The organism is Verrucomicrobiia bacterium, assembly GCA_019634635.1.
Taxonomy (GTDB): Bacteria; Verrucomicrobiota; Verrucomicrobiia; order Limisphaerales; family UBA9464; genus UBA9464.
The window spans coordinates 95,756-111,849 of record JAHCBB010000012.1 but is presented as its reverse complement, the minus strand read 5'-3'; the positions used below and the strand labels follow the sequence as shown (position 1 = coordinate 111,849).

At 65.3% G+C, this 16,094-nt stretch carries 14 protein-coding genes and 1 pseudogene; 6 read left to right on the top strand and 9 right to left on the bottom strand.

Annotated features, from left to right (window positions below):
* The first annotated feature begins 153 nt into the window (after positions 1-153).
* The gene (locus KF791_10705) at positions 154-972 is read left to right on the top strand and encodes a prepilin-type N-terminal cleavage/methylation domain-containing protein (GenBank protein MBX3733052.1); all 819 of its coding nucleotides are present in this window, start codon (positions 154-156) and stop codon (positions 970-972) included.
* A gap of 426 nt (positions 973-1,398) precedes the next feature.
* Here the strand turns inward: KF791_10705 and KF791_10700 are convergent, their stop codons facing one another.
* On the bottom strand, positions 1,399-1,692 hold the full coding sequence (locus tag KF791_10700) for a hypothetical protein (protein MBX3733051.1): 294 nt from the start codon (positions 1,690-1,692) through the stop codon (positions 1,399-1,401).
* A 79-nt stretch (positions 1,693-1,771) separates the two neighbouring features.
* Positions 1,772-2,161 (bottom strand): phage integrase N-terminal SAM-like domain-containing protein, encoded by a 390-nt coding sequence (locus KF791_10695; protein ID MBX3733050.1) that lies wholly within the window; start codon positions 2,159-2,161, stop codon positions 1,772-1,774.
* A gap of 197 nt (positions 2,162-2,358) precedes the next feature.
* Here KF791_10695 and KF791_10690 point away from each other — a divergent pair, with 197 nt between their 5' ends.
* A complete protein-coding gene (locus tag KF791_10690; GenBank protein MBX3733049.1) occupies positions 2,359-2,580 on the top strand; it encodes a type II toxin-antitoxin system HicB family antitoxin in 222 nt (73 codons plus the stop codon).
* Positions 2,581-2,582: 2 nt separating this feature from the next.
* Positions 2,583-2,807 (top strand): type II toxin-antitoxin system HicA family toxin, encoded by a 225-nt coding sequence (locus KF791_10685; protein ID MBX3733048.1) that lies wholly within the window; start codon positions 2,583-2,585, stop codon positions 2,805-2,807.
* A gap of 418 nt (positions 2,808-3,225) precedes the next feature.
* Here the strand turns inward: KF791_10685 and KF791_10680 are convergent, their stop codons facing one another.
* The 4 genes from KF791_10680 to KF791_10665 all read right to left on the bottom strand — a co-directional run bounded on the left by KF791_10680 (position 3,226) and on the right by KF791_10665 (position 7,970).
* Positions 3,226-4,884, bottom strand: a complete 1,659-nt coding sequence (locus KF791_10680) for a DUF4129 domain-containing protein (GenBank protein ID MBX3733047.1) — start codon at positions 4,882-4,884, stop codon at positions 3,226-3,228.
* Positions 4,885-4,903: 19 nt separating this feature from the next.
* Complete coding sequence (locus KF791_10675; protein ID MBX3733046.1) at positions 4,904-6,229, bottom strand: DUF58 domain-containing protein; 1,326 nt, start codon at positions 6,227-6,229, stop codon at positions 4,904-4,906.
* Positions 6,230-6,295: 66 nt separating this feature from the next.
* Positions 6,296-7,171 (bottom strand): MoxR family ATPase, encoded by an 876-nt coding sequence (locus KF791_10670; protein MBX3733045.1) that lies wholly within the window; start codon positions 7,169-7,171, stop codon positions 6,296-6,298.
* A gap of 589 nt (positions 7,172-7,760) precedes the next feature.
* Positions 7,761-7,970, bottom strand: a complete 210-nt coding sequence (locus KF791_10665; protein ID MBX3733044.1) for a hypothetical protein — start codon at positions 7,968-7,970, stop codon at positions 7,761-7,763.
* Positions 7,971-8,012: 42 nt separating this feature from the next.
* Here KF791_10665 and KF791_10660 point away from each other — a divergent pair, with 42 nt between their 5' ends.
* The gene (locus KF791_10660; protein ID MBX3733043.1) at positions 8,013-8,246 is read left to right on the top strand and encodes an addiction module protein; all 234 of its coding nucleotides are present in this window, start codon (positions 8,013-8,015) and stop codon (positions 8,244-8,246) included.
* Between the two features lie 111 nt (positions 8,247-8,357).
* Here the strand turns inward: KF791_10660 and KF791_10655 are convergent, their stop codons facing one another.
* From KF791_10655 to KF791_10645, 3 genes are all read right to left on the bottom strand, one after another.
* Entirely contained in the window at positions 8,358-10,016 is a 1,659-nt protein-coding gene (locus KF791_10655; GenBank protein ID MBX3733042.1) for a hypothetical protein, read from the bottom strand.
* A 69-nt stretch (positions 10,017-10,085) separates the two neighbouring features.
* Complete coding sequence (locus KF791_10650; GenBank protein ID MBX3733041.1) at positions 10,086-10,652, bottom strand: OsmC family protein; 567 nt, start codon at positions 10,650-10,652, stop codon at positions 10,086-10,088.
* A gap of 237 nt (positions 10,653-10,889) precedes the next feature.
* Entirely contained in the window at positions 10,890-12,815 is a 1,926-nt protein-coding gene (locus tag KF791_10645; GenBank protein MBX3733040.1) for a sigma 54-interacting transcriptional regulator, read from the bottom strand.
* 211 nt (positions 12,816-13,026) lie between these two features.
* Between KF791_10645 and rpsO the strand changes: the two genes are divergently transcribed.
* Both rpsO and KF791_10635 read left to right on the top strand, forming a co-directional pair.
* Complete coding sequence (gene rpsO, locus KF791_10640; GenBank protein ID MBX3733039.1) at positions 13,027-13,284, top strand: 30S ribosomal protein S15; 258 nt, start codon at positions 13,027-13,029, stop codon at positions 13,282-13,284.
* Between the two features lie 265 nt (positions 13,285-13,549).
* Positions 13,550-15,757 (top strand): annotated as a pseudogene (locus tag KF791_10635) (polyribonucleotide nucleotidyltransferase).
* Positions 15,758-16,094 lie beyond the last annotated feature (337 nt).

Below are 16,094 nucleotides of genomic sequence, written 5' to 3'. Positions count from 1 at the left end.
ACCCTGACCTCTGCTGAGGCGATCAGTGACAGCGGAGTAATTGTGGGATACGGGCAGATGGGCACCGCAGGTACCCGAGCATCCATCATCTACCCTCAGCGGTGTGTGAATTAAGCCTTGAAGGCCGGCACCCGCCACAACGGCGCCACAAACATGAAACCGCAGCGGGGCTTCACGCTGATTGAGCTGCTGGTGGTGATTGCCATCATCGCGATCCTGGCAGCCCTGCTGCTGCCGGCTCTGGCCCGCGCACGGTCCAGGGCCGAAGGGGCGGTGTGTTTGAGCAACCACCATCAACTGATGATCGCATGGAGTCTCTATGCCGACGACAATCGTGACTGGCTTGTCCCCAATAACCCTCCGGGCTTCCTCGGCACCCACTTGCCGAGTTGGGCGGCGGGTGACAGCGCTTACGGGAGGTCTCCCGGAACCAATGTCCACTACCTGCTGGGCACACTGGACCCAAATTATGGGGTGCTGGGCCCTTATCTTCAGAGCGTTCGGGTGTTTAAGTGTCCGTCTGATCGCCTGCCCACCGTGATTGACGGCAAGGCTCATCAACGTCTTCGATCTTATTCCATGAACAGCTATATGGGTACAGAATTGGCGGTGGCTTTCGGGTGGATCACCGATCCGGTACTGCGCCGTTTCGACCTGTCGCGCAGCAATCGGGCAGACGTCGCGACTTTCATTGACACCCACGCTGATACGCTTTGGTCTTCATTATTCGAGGTGGGCGTTGGTCCCCGAGGCCCCGGCTGGATCAACCTTCCTGCGTCCCGCCACGCCCGATCCACAACAGTTTCGTTTGTGGATGGGCACGGCGAGCTGCATCGCCTGGTGAACCCGAGCAGCATGCCGCCAGAACGCGGCTCGTATTACGAAGGTGAGTCCGTTCCCCCGCGGGGCGAGGGGCAGGACTTGCGCTGGTTTTTCACCCGCCTCGCCAAGACAAGACTCGATCCCTTCTGAACATTGCACTGCGGACCGAGCAACTTCGACGAAATTTCTCATCACATGGCGCCATGTGATCTGTCATGAATAGTGCTTGGTTAAAGGCCAACAAAACTGGGGTGTTTAACTGAGCGTCGGTAGCGGTTTCTGTGCGGGATTTCCCTATAAACTCGGCGTGGAGTCGTCAAGAGCGGATATGGCTTTGGACGACGCTTGACCGCTCTGGGTTCTGGTCGTCCGGGACGCTCGGGCACCAAATCGGCCGCCACGACTTTGTACAGTTGCTGTTGAATTCGTTGCCGTCGTTTGGCACAAAGGGACAGGTCAGCTATTGGCGGGGCGGCGGGACTGGAGCGTCGCTGGTGCGGAACGTGGCTTGGGGGAGCACCGATTCGTGCCTTCGCGGCAGGACGCGACGCGGACTTGGGCTTGAGTCGGCTGCTGTCAGTCCTTGGAGGCCTCGGCATGCCCGGCCTGCCGCCGGCACCACCTCCCGCGAAAATCCCTTCCGCTCCGATCCACCGTCCGGAGCTGTTCCTTCCCGCTCCTCCCCCTGTCCGAAGGCCACATCCGGTACGTCGCCAACGCCTGCCCGAGTTCTTGCGCGACCTGCGGCCGTCGTTGGGCCATCGCCACCACCGCGGCCAGGGCTTCACGGGCCGTGGCATCCCCGGCGGCCGCCGCCCCGTACCCGCACCAGCGATCGTCCTTGGGATCTTCCACCAATCCGGCCCGCACCGGATTGACGTCAATGTACGCCGCTTCACCACCCGCGACATGCAGGGATCATGGGCCACCGGAAATGAGGCGGGAGCCTTCAGACGACGCTGGCGCATGACGACAGCATCCAAGGCTCCATCAGCCACCCGCCATCGCCAGATCTACGGATCGTTGTCCTGTCCCTGTTGGAGGCTTTCGCAGTGGCGATAGTCCTTGTGACTGAATGGTTGCGCTCGGTGATCAGGTGCAGTATCTCAACACGGTTCTCGGGCTGCCTGAGCTGATCCGGGGAACGCTTGTGGAACCTGGCCAGATCATAAATCCAGGCGGTGTAGGCCTGAACGGTCCGCTTCGCCTTCTGCTGCAGGAGCAGGTGTCCGGTGAACCGTTGCCGCGGCGGTGTCAAGCGCGCCGGCGGACGGTTCGCGTTGGGGTGCGAGGCGGTGTGGGAGGCTGTGGAGGAACTCGTGTCTGATGAATCGCTCATAGACTGGCACTCTCAGCGCCAGCCCTACCCGAAAGCCACACCCGGCGAAGCCCCCCGCGCAGCGGCTTCGTTCAACCGTGCGCTGCAGCGAACCCGGCCAACACGTCGCGGTTTCATTCGGACCTCCTCGTGTGCCGGGTCGCTGCGCTTGGGTCGGCGACATTGCGCGCCGGGGAATTCTCTGCCATAGATTTTCCATGCGAAAAACAAGCAAACGCGAGTTTAGCGTCATCCTAGAGCTCGACGCGGAGGGGTATTACGTGGCGAGTGTTCCGGAATTGCCCGGCTGCCACACTCAGGCTCGCTCGCTTGACACGCTCCTGACCCGAGTTCGAGAGGCCATCGAGTTGTGCCTGGAGGTGGAGCGCGATGTGCCAGCGACCGCAGAGTTCATCGGGGTCCAACGCGTCACCGTCTGAGTATGCCGCGGTTGCCTCGATTGCGTGGACGCGAGGTTATCGCTGCGTTGCGGCGAGCAGGCTTCAAGGTCTTGCGCACCAAGGGCAGTCACCACTTCATACGCCACCCGGATGGGCGGCGCACGGTGGTGCCCGTTCACACTGGCGAGACGATTGGCCCCGGGTTGTTGAGCAAGATTCTCAAGGATGCAGAGATGGAGGCAGAGGAGTTTACGAGTTGGTTGTGAGATGACTGCCGAACAAAATTGCTGGAGCGAACAGCCGTCCCGCTTCGCAGCATGAGAGTCGCGGACTTCGGCGAAGCGCCCTGAAGGTCGAGAGTCACGGGCGTTAGCACAGCGGGGTGGCTGTCGCTCAGTTCTGTCGTTCGGCAAATCAGTCAAATCTTCCTTATGAAACGCTATCTCAAAGACATCGAAGCATGGTGCTGGCGCTATCGGGGCAGGCGACCATCCGCTGAACCGGAGCGTTCGGCAAACAAATGGAGATCCGACGCGGCGTTTTTGTTCTCCGGGTGAATTCTTGTGATATTGGGTGGTGCATTCACTTGGCTTTCGTCCGACGGAACGGGGAGGGCCATCGTTGCGGCGGCGGCAGGGGAGGCAGTACGCGCCTGGAGAGAACTGCGGGAGGTTTCCTCAACAATCAGGGCGTTTTCCCCGCATGAGCCGTCATGAAGGCCCACAGTTGACGAAGGGCCGCGAGGTGGTCCGGCCCGGGAGGACGCTGCGCGTACGCCAGCCGGCTGTAGGATTGGACAGTCTCGTGAAGGGGGCTCGCGATTTCAGGCAGTGACTCCGCGAGGCGCTGGGCGAATTCGAAGGGCGTTTCCTGGTGGTGCCGTGGGATTCCGTAGCCTTCGGCCCAGGCTTGAAGCGCATCAAAGGAGTAGGTGACGAGGTCGCCGGGTGACAGCCGCTGCAGCCGGGTGTCCAGGAAGGGATTCCGGAACTCCGTAAAGGGCTGCCGCGTCCGGGAGACAGGGGCCTGGGAACCCGATGCCTGCGTGGTGCCCTTTTGAGAACCCCAGGTCCATAGGTCCCGCCACAGTCCGACCAGGGCAGCCCAAAGCGCTGGTCCGTGAGACCAGAGCAATACCAGAGCCGCAGCCGCGAAGAGGGCATGGATAAGCCATTTTAAGATGGTACCCAGCGAGGACGGAACTCGAGCCGGGGACACTTGAGGGCCGGATGCGGATGGCGGGTTCTCGACGGCCGCCTTCTCGCCGGCGGAGCGCCGACCGGCCCCGTTCTCCACTGGCGGATTTCGACTAGAACCAGATTCCGTGCCGCCCGAACCCTCGGAGTATGGGGGTGTTCCTGCGCCGGCTGTGTCCTGGTCGCCGGTGGTTTTTGGCGTGCCCGGTCCCGTCCCCGCCTTCGCTCCGGCAGGTGAAGCCTTCGAGGCAGGCACTGATTGCGCTCCGATCCTCTCGGCAAGGGCCGGGAGGGAGTACGCGGCATCCGGCCGGGGCAGGAGCAGGCCGAGCAGCATCATCGTCACCGCGGTCAGCGTTCCGCGTGTCAACCAGGAGAGGGCAATGGACGCCGGCATGGGCACCCGGCGCTGACGCAGATAGCGGCGCAGTCCCAAAAAGCTGGTCGTGAGCAACAGGCCAAAGGCGGACAGGAGATAGAAACACAAGCAAGTGAAGGCCATCTCACGTCGCCCCGTATCGCTCACGGGCAGCAGCACCTGTCCCAGACCGAAGATGGGCAGGGCGGCCAGGGAGAAGCCGACGACCCAAAGACCCGGCGGTCGGGTCAGCTTCCGAGGATTCGGGTGGTCCGGTGCGGACATCGCCGCCCGCGCCTCACGGGTGGCGTATTGAACATAGAGGATTCGTCCCGGAGACCGCTCCGTCGAAGCATCCATCGCCCGTTCCCCCAGTCCCGCGACATCCAGCAGTCCCTCGCCGGTGGCATCGTCGTCATCGTCAATCAAGGTGCAGTCCCGCACCAGCCGGTCCACGCACGCCCAGGACACCGCCAGGAGGGCTAGTCCCGCGAACGGGGGTTCCACATTGCGAATCAGGGAAAGCGCGGTGACTCCGCCCAGTGCAAATCCGTAAAGGAATCCGCGGGCGGATCCGAGTTCGAGGGCGATCCGGGTGATCAATACGCTGGCCAGGGTGAACCAGCCCAAGGTCCATCGGAGGCGACCTCCGTGGTCTCCCCGATACAAGACTTCCACGAGGAAGAGAATCAGGCTGCCCACCAGCACCACGATCAGCGCAGGGGCGAGGCCGATGGCGAAATAGTCGCCCAGCGTCTGGCGTGGTCGTCGGGGGATGGCGGTGGGCACGGGGCGTGTCTCCTGGGGTTCACCGAAGCAGTTGCTCGGAGCACAGGCGGGCCAGTGTCGCCTCATCGTGAATGCGTCGCACCTCAACGCCGGTCGCGATCAGCCAGCCTGCCCAGTCCGGTCCCTGAGCCCAGGAAGGCGACTCCTGGGAGTCAAAAGCAATGCGCACGACGGTCACGCGAAACCCGCGCTTCCGGAGGCCTCCGAGCAGAACGGCGGTTTCTTCGGTCACCTCCTGGAGGATCGCCACCAGCGTGGTGTTGCGCGGCAGCCGGCTGTTCACTTCCAACAGCAATCCGGGGAAAGTCAGGCCGTCCGTCGGTTCCAGGCGCGCGAGCGTTTGCAGGATCCGGGCAAACTGATCCGTGCCTCGGCGGGTTTCCACGGCGACCGGACGGAGCCGATCACTGTGCGCCTCAAGCGCCACCCGCGCCCGCGCCTGATGTCGGGTCCGGAAAGCATGATTCCATCCTTCCGCTCTTAGGCGGTCCATGGTGTCGCGTCCATTGGAGAACAATCCCACCGGCTGGTTCATCTGATGCACGGCATTGGCCAGTGACGCGGCCGTGGTGGCGGCCAGTTCAGTGCGTGCCGCGCCGCCGACTCCGCTCAGCGCCTCGGAGTGAAAATCGAGCAGCAGGGTGGCGCCGGCGATCACCGAGGGCTCGCAGGTCCGGCTTTGCAGACGGCCAGCCCGGGCGGTGGCCCGCCAATGGATGCGATTCAGGGGATCCCCGTTCTGATAATCCCGGATCCCGGAGGTCCGCGTCGGATCCTCATACAAGCGGTGGACCAGGCGGATCTCACCGATCGGCCGGGGTGACGCGAGATCAAATCCCTCCAGGGGAACGACACGCGGCGGTACCCACACGAAGTGGGGCTCGCCGGCGACCCGGAAGCGACGGTGCAGGCCGAAGAGATCTCCCGTTTCAACGAGCAGCGGACCGATCGGGTAGCAACCCCGGGCCCGGCCTTCGACTTCGTAGCGGAAGGTTTCCTCCTCGCCCGGACGCAGCCGGACCAGGGACAGCCGTCCTCCGTGACACACCACGCGGGCCGGCGTGGCGGCGAGGGCCTCCGCCGGGAGATGATCCTCCAGAAGGATCCAGGGAATGGTGAAGCGCGAGCCGTTTCGCATGGTGACTTCCACGGTCACCGATTCGCCCAAGGCCAGCTCGGTCCGGTCGCATTCGCGGTGAACCTGCAATCCGTCCGCCCAGCGGCGGGTGAGCAGATGGCCCAGCAGCAGGACGCCGAGCAGGGGGTACATGGCATAGACCAGCAGTCCCAACTGCAGGACCGCTCCGAGGGCCAGAAGGACGACGGCGCCGGCCAGCCATTTCATTCCCGGGTTCACGGAATGATTCCGGGGCAAGGTACGTCCCGGGTGACGATGGGAGCATTCATGGACTCAGGCTGTGATGCCCGGCAGGGTGGGCACGGCCGTCTGGTGGAGGATCTCATTGATGACCATTTCGGCGCTCACCTTTCGCAGGCGCTTCTCGGGGTGAATGATGATCCGATGATTGAGGACGGCGGGGGCCAGTTCCTTGAGGTGATCGGGCAGGACGAAATCATATCCCTGGATCGCGGCCAGCGACTGCGCGGCCCGCATCAAGGCCAGGGAAGCCCGGGGGCTGGCTCCCAGGAGGATCGAGGGATGCTCCCGGGTGGCGGTGACGAGGCGCAGCAAATAATCGCGCACCTTGGGATCCAGCGAAACCCGGCGCACCTGTTCCTGGGCTTCCAGGATTTCACGGGCCTCTGCGACCGGAGTCAGCGTCTCGATCGGATGGCCCAATTGAAAGGACTCCAGAATGCGCAGTTCGTCCGCCCGGGCGGGATAGCCCAGGTGCAGTCGCATCAGGAACCGGTCGAGCTGGGCCTCCGGCAGCGGAAAGGTTCCCTCATGATCAATGGGATTCTGGGTGGCGATGATGAGGAAGGGTCGCTCCATCGGGTAGTGGATCCCGTCCACCGTCACGCTGCGCTCGGCCATTGCCTCGAGCAGGGCGGACTGGGTTCGCGGCGTGGCGCGATTCAGTTCGTCCGCCAGCACCAGTTGGGCAAAGAGCGGACCGGGCCGGAACTCGAAGGCGGTCGTTTTCGGATTGAAGATGGACGCCCCGGTGATGTCGGTGGGCAGCAGGTCAGGCGTGCATTGCAAACGCTTGAAGGTGCCGCCAACGCTCTGCGCCAGCGCGCGGGCCAGCAGGGTCTTGGCCACGCCGGGAACGTCTTCGAGCAGGATATGGCCTTCGGCGAACCAGGCCACCAGGGCCAGCATGAGGCGCTCACGCTTGCCGATGATCACCCGTTCCAGATGATCCAGAAGCCGGCGGGCCAGGGCGGCCGTCCCCGCGTCGGGTGTGGGTGACGCGGGGATGCTCGTGATGGGGAGCGAGGTGTCTCTGCCCTCCGGAGCCGCCACCGATGAAGTTGCCGGGCCGCGGGCCGCAGTGGCCAGGGCCGGCGCGGGCACGGCTGGCGGTCCACCCACCCTCTTCAGAAACGGCGACGCGGGGACATTGGAGGGCAGTCGAACCAGTGGTGAGGCGTCCACCGCCAACCGCGTGGGCTTGTGGCAGTAGGGGCACTCGGTCTCCTGTCCGCCCATGGCTTCGGGGAACTCCAGCGGGCGGGCGCACTGACTGCAAAGACAACGGGGCATGGTAAGGTCGTTGGACCATCTCCGGAACGGTGCCTCACGGTCAATCGTGGGGGTGCCGGCCGTCCGCCCGTCAGATCGAAGGTGGCGGTGACGGAAGGGGAAGCAGGACACCCCTGGAGGGAACTGCTGGAGATGTACGGCGGTTGGGGCGGGATGGAACTTTGCTTGTGGTGGTGCGCCATGGACCCTTCCGCCTGACGGCGGGTCAGTTGCTGGTGCGGCCTTCCGCGAGCGCACTGGGTAGGTCCCGCGACATCGCGAGCAAGAACAGGCGCCGTATTGCGTCATAGCCGCGATCGTTGGGATCCTCCAGGATGTCGTGGTCCCAAAAGTGTGGGTCATGCGGGTGGTAGTGGGTCCGCCAGAATTGCCGGCAGAAGAGTCCGCGCCCCAGGAACGGCGTGTGGATGTCCAACCTTGAGATTGAAACCAGGGTCCCCGGCGATAGGCTGAGGCCATGAGCATGACCGTTGAGCAGATCGTGGATGAGGCGCTGGGACTGCCTAGCGAAGCCCGAGCGCTCCTGGCAGATCGGTTGGTGGAGAGCCTTGATCCGGCCGAGGACGGTTACGTTCGCCAACTCTGGATGGAGGAAGCCACGCGTCGGCGAGACGAGGTACGGAGTGGGCGGGTGCAGACCATTCCCGGGGAGGAGGCGCTGGCGCAGGTTCGACGAGCCGTGGCCCGATGAAGTGGCAGTTTCATCCGGAGGCGCTCTCGGAGTACAAGGAGGCTGCCCTTCAGGTGCGGGAAGCACGCTGCCCGCAATGCTCCCGGGGCGGCCCCGATCTCCCCGGGGACCTCAATACCACTCGAGCTGCGGTGTCACGTCCGCGCGTTCCCAGGCCGTGAGGCGCTCCCGCTTCACCAGGGCGGCACTTTCGTTATTGCCCTGGGCCTGGAGCGATTGCTCGAGTCCGAACAGCGCCCAGCCATTTCGCGGCCAGCGGTGGAGATCTTCGCGGAACACCGCCTCGGCGGCCGAAGCGTCGCCGGCCCGCAACAGGGCGGCCCCCAGGGCGGGACGCACCGGCAGCGGCCAGAAGGTGGGTTCCATGTACGCGATGGCGTCCTCGGCAACAACGGCGCGCCGCAGATGGTCCAGTCCGGAGGCGGTGTCGCCGGCCGCCATTGCGCTCCTGCCGGCCAGCCAGGCTTCGGCGACCGCCAGCGTGTCGGCGACGGGGAATGCCGGAGTGGTCAGTTCCCGGGCCGCATCACTGGACGCCAGGCGCCCCAGTTCCTGATGCTCCCGCGCGGCGGCGTTCGGGTCTCCGAGCGCGGCGTGGGCCAGGCCGCGCGTGAAATGCCACAGGGCGCGGTCCACCAGAAAGTCGTTGGTCGCCGGCGGCCGGGCCACAGCCAGCACGGCATCCCAGTCCCCAAAGCGGGCGAGCGTCAGCCAAGGCAGATGCCGGAGCCGCGGCGCCTCGAGGGCCTTGTTGGGGCCGCAGACGTTGTCCCGGGCCAGTTGGGCCACCTCGTTGGCGAGACGTATTGCGGATGCACGGCGCCCCTCGAACACCTCGGCCCACCACTGGAAGTGGAGGTTGTGCGGATAGTAGGCGCCCGGATAGAAGCCCATGGACTGGCATTGCCTGAAGTAGTCGCGGTCCGCCTGGACGGCGAGTTGATTGGACCTGACGGCGTCGGCGTACTGCCCGACACGCATGTAGATGTGCGCGGGCATGTGCACCAGGTGGCCCGCCGCGGGCGCATAGCCGGCGAGACGGTCGGCCGCCGGCAATCCCCATTCGGGATTTGGGCCGGCCTCGACCGCATGGATGTAGAAGTGATTGGCCCCCGGGTGATCCGGCTGCCTCGCGATCACGAGGCGGAGCGCGGCGAGAATTTCGTCGGTTTCCGGCCGGGGAGTGCGGTCGCGCGTCCAGTAATCCCACGGGATGGTGTTCATGAGTGACTCGGCAAAGAGCACCCGGGCATCCAGGTCATCCGGATAGTCGCGGGTCAGCTCCCGCATGGCCCCGGCAAAGGCCCGGTCCAGGTCGCTGCGGTCTTCAACGTGCTGCTCCTGGTAGCGGGCTCCGAGCGTACGGATGTATGCCTGCTCGCGCCCGGAGACGCCTGCGGCTTTGGCGCGCGCGGCCTGCAGCGCCGCCCAGGCGGCCGCAGTGTCGTCGGGATCCATCGGACGGTTCACATGCGGTCCGTGGGCGTAGGCGACGCCCCAGTGGGCCATGGCACAGTCCGGGTCGAGATGGGCTGCCGACCGGAATGCGCGGGCCGCCTCCCGGTGGTTGAAGGCGTAGAGCAGCCTGAGTCCCTGGTCGAAATACTGTTGGGCAAGGTCCGACCGGGTCGTGACCGGATGTTGGAGGGAACCCAAACCCTGGAGCAGCGGGCCGGGAAGGGGTTCGGGAGTTGCGGCGCCGACCGCGATCGGCATCAAGGCGAGCACCGGGATCAGGAACCGGCGGAGTTTTCGGAAGATCGGTTGCATGGACGGAGGAATGAGGCCGTTGGCGTCCGGTCGGACGCCAACGGCCGGCTTGCCATCTGGAATCCCAGATTAGCCAACCACCAGACGCGACTTCAAGGGGATCGCCGTGGCCACATTGAAGTAGTTGGGTGACGTGGCCATCACCGTCCGGTGAATCCTCTCGAACTGCTCGGGAGTTCCGTTGCCGCGGACGTGGACCGTGTACCGAAGGTGGTCGTAGCCAGGCTTCACGGTCGGATCAATTCCGAGAAAGCCCCGGAGATCAATATCGCCCTCGGTCTCGATCCGCAGGGACTCCAGTTCGATGCCTTCCAGCGCGCAGAGGGCGGTGTAGCCGACGATCATGCAGGCATTCAACGCGGCGAGCAGGTACTCCTGCGGGTTGGCGTACCGGTTGGTGCCGCAAAGCTCCAGCGGTTCGTCCACGGAGATCGTGAAGTCCTTGGCCACTTCGCGTCCCCCAATCCGGTACCGGGTGACCCGGGCGTCGGATCGGGTGCCGCCCTGCCAGTGGGAGCTCACGCTCCAATGGGTCTGGCCCTCAGCGGGGTTGGCCGCAATCGAGGCGATGGCGCCTTGGAGGGCTTCGGTGTTGATCCCGTTCACGGTCCGGGTATTGGCGATCGGTGCCGTCATGATGTGTTTTCCTTTCTGTTGATGTTCTTGTTGATCCCGGAGCCATCTGGCACCGGATGTCACCCACCGAATTGCTGGAGTCGTGCCGGGCGTTGGGGATTTTTTGATGTGTTGATGATCAATGATTTATAAACGGACCAACCTCAAAGAACCCTCACGAGATCTCGTGAGTCGCGAGAGTTCGCGACCGAAGTCCGCGGAAATTCGTGCCAGGGGGGCGTCCCGGGGTGTGGGCGGCTATGAATGACTTCGGGGCCTGCGAATTCCCAGCGCCTTCATGCGCGAGGCGAGCGTCGAGGGAGCCAGGCCGAGGCGTTGGGCGGCGCCGTCGGTGCCGGAGAGTTTGCCACCGCAGGCTTCAAGAGCCCGCTCGATGTTTGCCCGCTCCAGCGCCACCAATTCCTCCGCGGTGTAGATGCGGGTGTTTGCCGGGGCATCCGGCGGGACTGCGGGTTCGCCGGCCGATCCAGGCAGGGCGGCCTGGAGGTTCGGACGGTGCCCGTCGGCGAGGATGATGGCCCGCTCGATGACGTTTTGAAGTTCCCGGACATTGCCGGGCCAGGCGTACTCGCTCAGGCGGCGCAGGTCGTCGGGGTGCGGCGGGTCAAGGCGCCGGCCCATGCGTCGCGAAAATCGCTGGAGGAATGCCCGGACGAGCAAGGGCACGTCGCCGCGGCGCTCGCGCAGGGGCGGGACCTGCAGGGGAAACACGTTGAGACGGTAGTAGAGTTCCTCCCGGAATTGTCCGGCGGTGACCATGCCCTTCAGGTCCCGATTGGTGGCGGCGATGACCCGGACGTCCACGGTCCGGGTCCGGTTCGCTCCGAGGGGCTCGAACTCCCCTTCCTGCAGGACCCTCAGCAGCTTGGCCTGCAGATCCAGGGGCAGCTCCCCCACCTCGTCGAGGAACAGCGTCCCGCCGTCGGCCATGGCGAAGCGGCCCTCCCTCCGGGTCGTCGCCCCGGTGAACGCACCGCGCTCGTGTCCGAAGAACTCGCTTTCCATCAGGGTGCCGGGAATGGCGGCGCAGTTGACCCGGACCAGCGCCCGCTCGGACCGGGGGCTCAAGGCGTGCAGCGACCGGGCGATCAACTCCTTGCCCGTGCCCGTTTCCCCATGGATCAGGACGGTCGTCCCGGCGGCGGCGACCCGTCGCATGGCGTCGAACAGTTCCCGCATGGCCGGGCTTTCGCCAAGCAGGTCTCCAATTTCGGAGAATTCCCGGACGCTTTCCCGGAGGTATTCCGTTTCTGCGGTCAGTTCCTGGATCCGACGCTCGGCCGCCATGCGTTCGTCCACGTTGCGCAGGATTACGGCATGAAAGGTGCGTCCGCGGTTTTCGAACCGCGATACCGTGGCCTCGGCGGTCACCCGGTCTCCATCCGCCCGCCGCACGGCGAAGTCGCCGGGGATCCAGAGGTGGCGCCCTCCATCGGGACGCGTGTCCAGTTCGCGCACGAAGGACTCGAACCGCGGGACGGTCTCCTCGGGCAGCCACTCCGGCAGCGGGCGCCCGGTCAGGGCATCCGGATCGCACCCAAACAGACGCCCGGCGGCCGGATTGGCGCGGACGACCGTCCCTGCTGCGTCCAGTACGGTGATGGCGTCCATGGCGCCGTCGAGCAGCGCCGACACCTGTTCCTCCCGTGCACGGATCTGCTCTTCGGCGCGCAGGCGCCGGCTTTCTGCCGCGGCCCGGGCCGCGAAGATCTCGAAAAGCGACAGCCGCCGCCGGTCTTCGGGCATTGGCTTGACGTCCAGAACCGACAGGTGGCCCATGACCTCATCGTTGGTATCAAGGAGCGGTACCCCGAGATAGCTGACCGCGTTGATCGCGACCAGGTCCGGATCACCGGGGTAGAGCTCGATGAGCCGGTCGGGGATGTGGATGAACCTGCGGGATTCGACGACCGGGGCGCAGGCGGTGCCGGTGATGTCGTACTCGAAGGGGTCCACGAACCGTCCCTGCAGCCAGAAGGCATGGGCACGCAGCCGCCGGCTGGCCGGCAGATATTCGGTGACCCAGGCGCCGGCGGTGTCCATGACCTTCGCGAGATTCCGAACCAGCGCCCGGAAGAAGTCGCGTCCGGTCACCCCGGCGGTGCCCTCCACAACGAGGCGGAGGGTGGCCAGGTCGGGGGGCGGGGACTGGCGGGCCGGCATCGGGGCAATCCTAACGGGTGTCGCGGCCGGGGAGAACCCGGGAAATCGGGCGCTCCCCGGGTCGGCCGGCAGGCGCTCCGGCCGTGGCGGAGACTGGGAGGCTTTTTCAGCGCCAATTCGGTTCTCGACACCTGGCGCATCTCCAGTACGATCCCCGCTTTGATTGACGGACAACACCGGGCGGTACCTGCTGCCCGACACCGAAATCAGCATGGAAGCCAAGTCAAAGACCATCACCGAACATCGCACGCACGACAAGGACACCGGATCGCCCGAGGTCCAGATCGCGCTGCTGACCAGCCGCATCGCCAACCTGACCGAGCATCTTCAGAAGAATGCCAAGGACAACAGTTCCCGACGCGGGCTGCTGATCCTCGTCAGCCAGAGGCGGCGCCTGCTGAACTATTTGCAGAAAACGGACGAGGGCCGTTACCAGGCCATCACCAAAAAGTTGAAATTACGCCGATAAATTCCGTGCAGGCCGGGCCTTGGGCCCGGTTTTGAATTTTGGCTGGAGCCACCCCCCATCGGGGTGCCGAGGGGGCCGCATGCGATGCGACCCGGACCGCCCCGCGACAGCCATTCCCGAAACATCATTCCGGTCGCGTCAACAACTGAGATCGGCCCGTCACCGGGTGATTTCACTCAGCGACCCCGACGCCGCGGGCGCCAGCCGGCGTTCTGTTGGGGCGGTTGATTGAAGTTCCCCGGGCTCCGGGCCGGCACAAGACAACATGCCAGAGAAAGTAACTGTGAGTGTCGGAGGTCAGGACCTCCATATCGAGTCCGGCCGCTACGCCCGTCAGGCTGACGGGTCCGTGACCGTGCAAATGGGTGACACCGTCATCCTCACCGCCGCGGTGGCGGCCACCAAGGCGAAGGAGGGAATGGAGTTCTTCCCGCTGACGGTGGATTACCGCGAGCGGGCCTCCGCCGCCGGGAAGTTTCCCGGGGGCTATTTCAAGCGCGAAGGACGCCCCACCGAGAAGGAAATCCTCACCTGTCGTCTGACGGACCGGCCCATCCGGCCGCTCTTCCCCAAGGGATGGTACAACGAGGTGCAGGTCCAGAGCGTGCTGCTGTCCGCCGACGGACAGAATGATCCGGACATCCTGTCCATCCTGGGCGCCTCGGCGGCCCTGATGGTGTCCGACATCCCCTGGGCGGGTCCGATCGGCGCCGTCCGGGTCGGACGGGTCCGCGGCGCGTGGATTGCCAATCCGACCCACGACCAGCAGTCGGAGTCCGACGTGGACCTGATCTATGTGGGGAATGAGACCGACGTCGTCATGTACGAGGGCTCGGCCAACGAGATCCCCGAGGAGGACTTCATCGCCGCGCTCCGGTTTGGCCAGGAGGCCATCCAGCCGCTGATCGCCGCGCAGAAGGAGCTTGTGGCGCGCATCGGGCGGCCCAAGCGGACCGTGAAGGTCAACGTGGTGCCCGACGAGATCCTGGCGGCGGCGAAGGAACTGGCGGGCGACCGGATCATCCCGGCCCTGCTGACGCCGCAAAAATTGGCCCGTGAAGCCGCGGTGAACGCCGTCTTCACCGAGGTGGGCGAACAATTGGTGGCCCGGTTTGGCGCCGACAAGGTCACCCCGTTCGTGCTCAAGGATGCCCAGTACTACATCCAGAAGGAGGCGGTTCGGTCGTTGATCCTGGATCACGGGAAGCGGCTCGACGGCCGCAACATGGATGACCTGCGGGCGCTGAGCAGCGCCGTCGGATTTCTGCCGCGCACCCACGGCAGCGCGATGTTCCAGCGCGGCGAGACCCAGGCGGTCTGCATCGCGACGCTGGGCACGAGCGACGACGTTCAGGAGTTCGACGCCTACACGGGCGGTGAGACCAAGAAGCAGTTCCTGCTGCACTACAACTTCCCGAATTTCTCGGTCGGTGAGACCGGCCGCATCGCCGGTCCCGGGCGCCGCGAGATCGGGCACGGGGCGCTGGCCGAGCGCAGCGTCCGGCCGATGATCCCGCTGGAGGAATATCCGTACGCGGTGCGCATCACTGCCGAGATCATGGAGTCCAACGGCTCCACCTCGATGGCCTCGGTGTGCGGTGCCACCCTGGCACTGATGGACGCGGGCGTTCCGCTCAAGCGGCCCGTGGCCGGCATTTCGATCGGCATCTGCACCGAGGACGACGCCGAGGGGCGGATCAACCGTTACCGGCTGCTCACCGACATCATCGGTTGGGAGGACGCCTTCTGCGACATGGACTGCAAGATTGCAGGCACCGAGAACGGGATCACGGGCTTCCAGCTTGATCTCAAGCTCAAGGGCCTGCCGCTGTCCATCATGGCCGAAGCGGTCGCCAAGGCGCGCAGCGCCCGTTTGGAGATCCTGAAAAGCATGGCCGCCACCCTGCCGGCGCCGCGCACCGACATCTCGAAGTATGCACCGCGGATCACGGTGCTGCGGATCAATCCTGAGAAGATCGGCCTGCTCATCGGGCCCGGCGGCAAGAACATCAAGCGCCTGGTGGATGACTCCGGGTGCGAAATTGACATCGAGGACGACGGCACGGTGAAGATCTTCTCGGTTTCGGCCGAGGGGATGGAGCTGGCCAAGCGAGAGATCGAAGCGCTGGGCGCGGAGATCGAGATTGGCCGCCTTTACCTGGGCCGCATTGTCACCATCAAGGAATTCGGCGTGTTCGTCGAAGTCATGCCGGGCCAGGACGGCCTCGTGCATGTCAGCGAGCTTTCCAACAAGCGCGTCAACCGCCCCGAGGACATCGTCAAGATGGGCGATGAGATCTGGGTGAAGTGCATCGGCGTGGACGACAAGGGGCGCGTCAAGCTCAGCCGCAAGGCCGCGATGGAGGAGCGGGGTGAAATCCCCGCAGGTTCCACCGAGGCGAATGGTGCGGCGGTCGCCGACGACGAACGGCCGCCCCGGGCGGAACGACCGGAGCGTGCGGAACGTGCGGAACGTCCCGAACGCGGAGAGCGGGGCGAGCGGGGTGAGCGTCCAGAGCGTCGGGAACGCCGGGAGCGTCCGGAACGACCCGCCGATGCCGGCCGAGCCCGGGGCGAGTCCGAGGCATCGCGTGCGGCCAAGCAGGGATCCCCTGAAGACAAGGCCCGCGCGGCATCGGCCGCCGAGCCCGGCAAGATCTACCGGGCGAAAGTAGTTGCCATCAAGGACTTTGGAGCCTTCGTGGAGTTCCTGCCAGGGGCTGAGGGCCTCGTGCATGTCAGTGAACTGGCCAACTTCCGGGTGAAGCGGGTCGAGGACATCGTCCAGCTCGGGGATGAGATCACCGTGA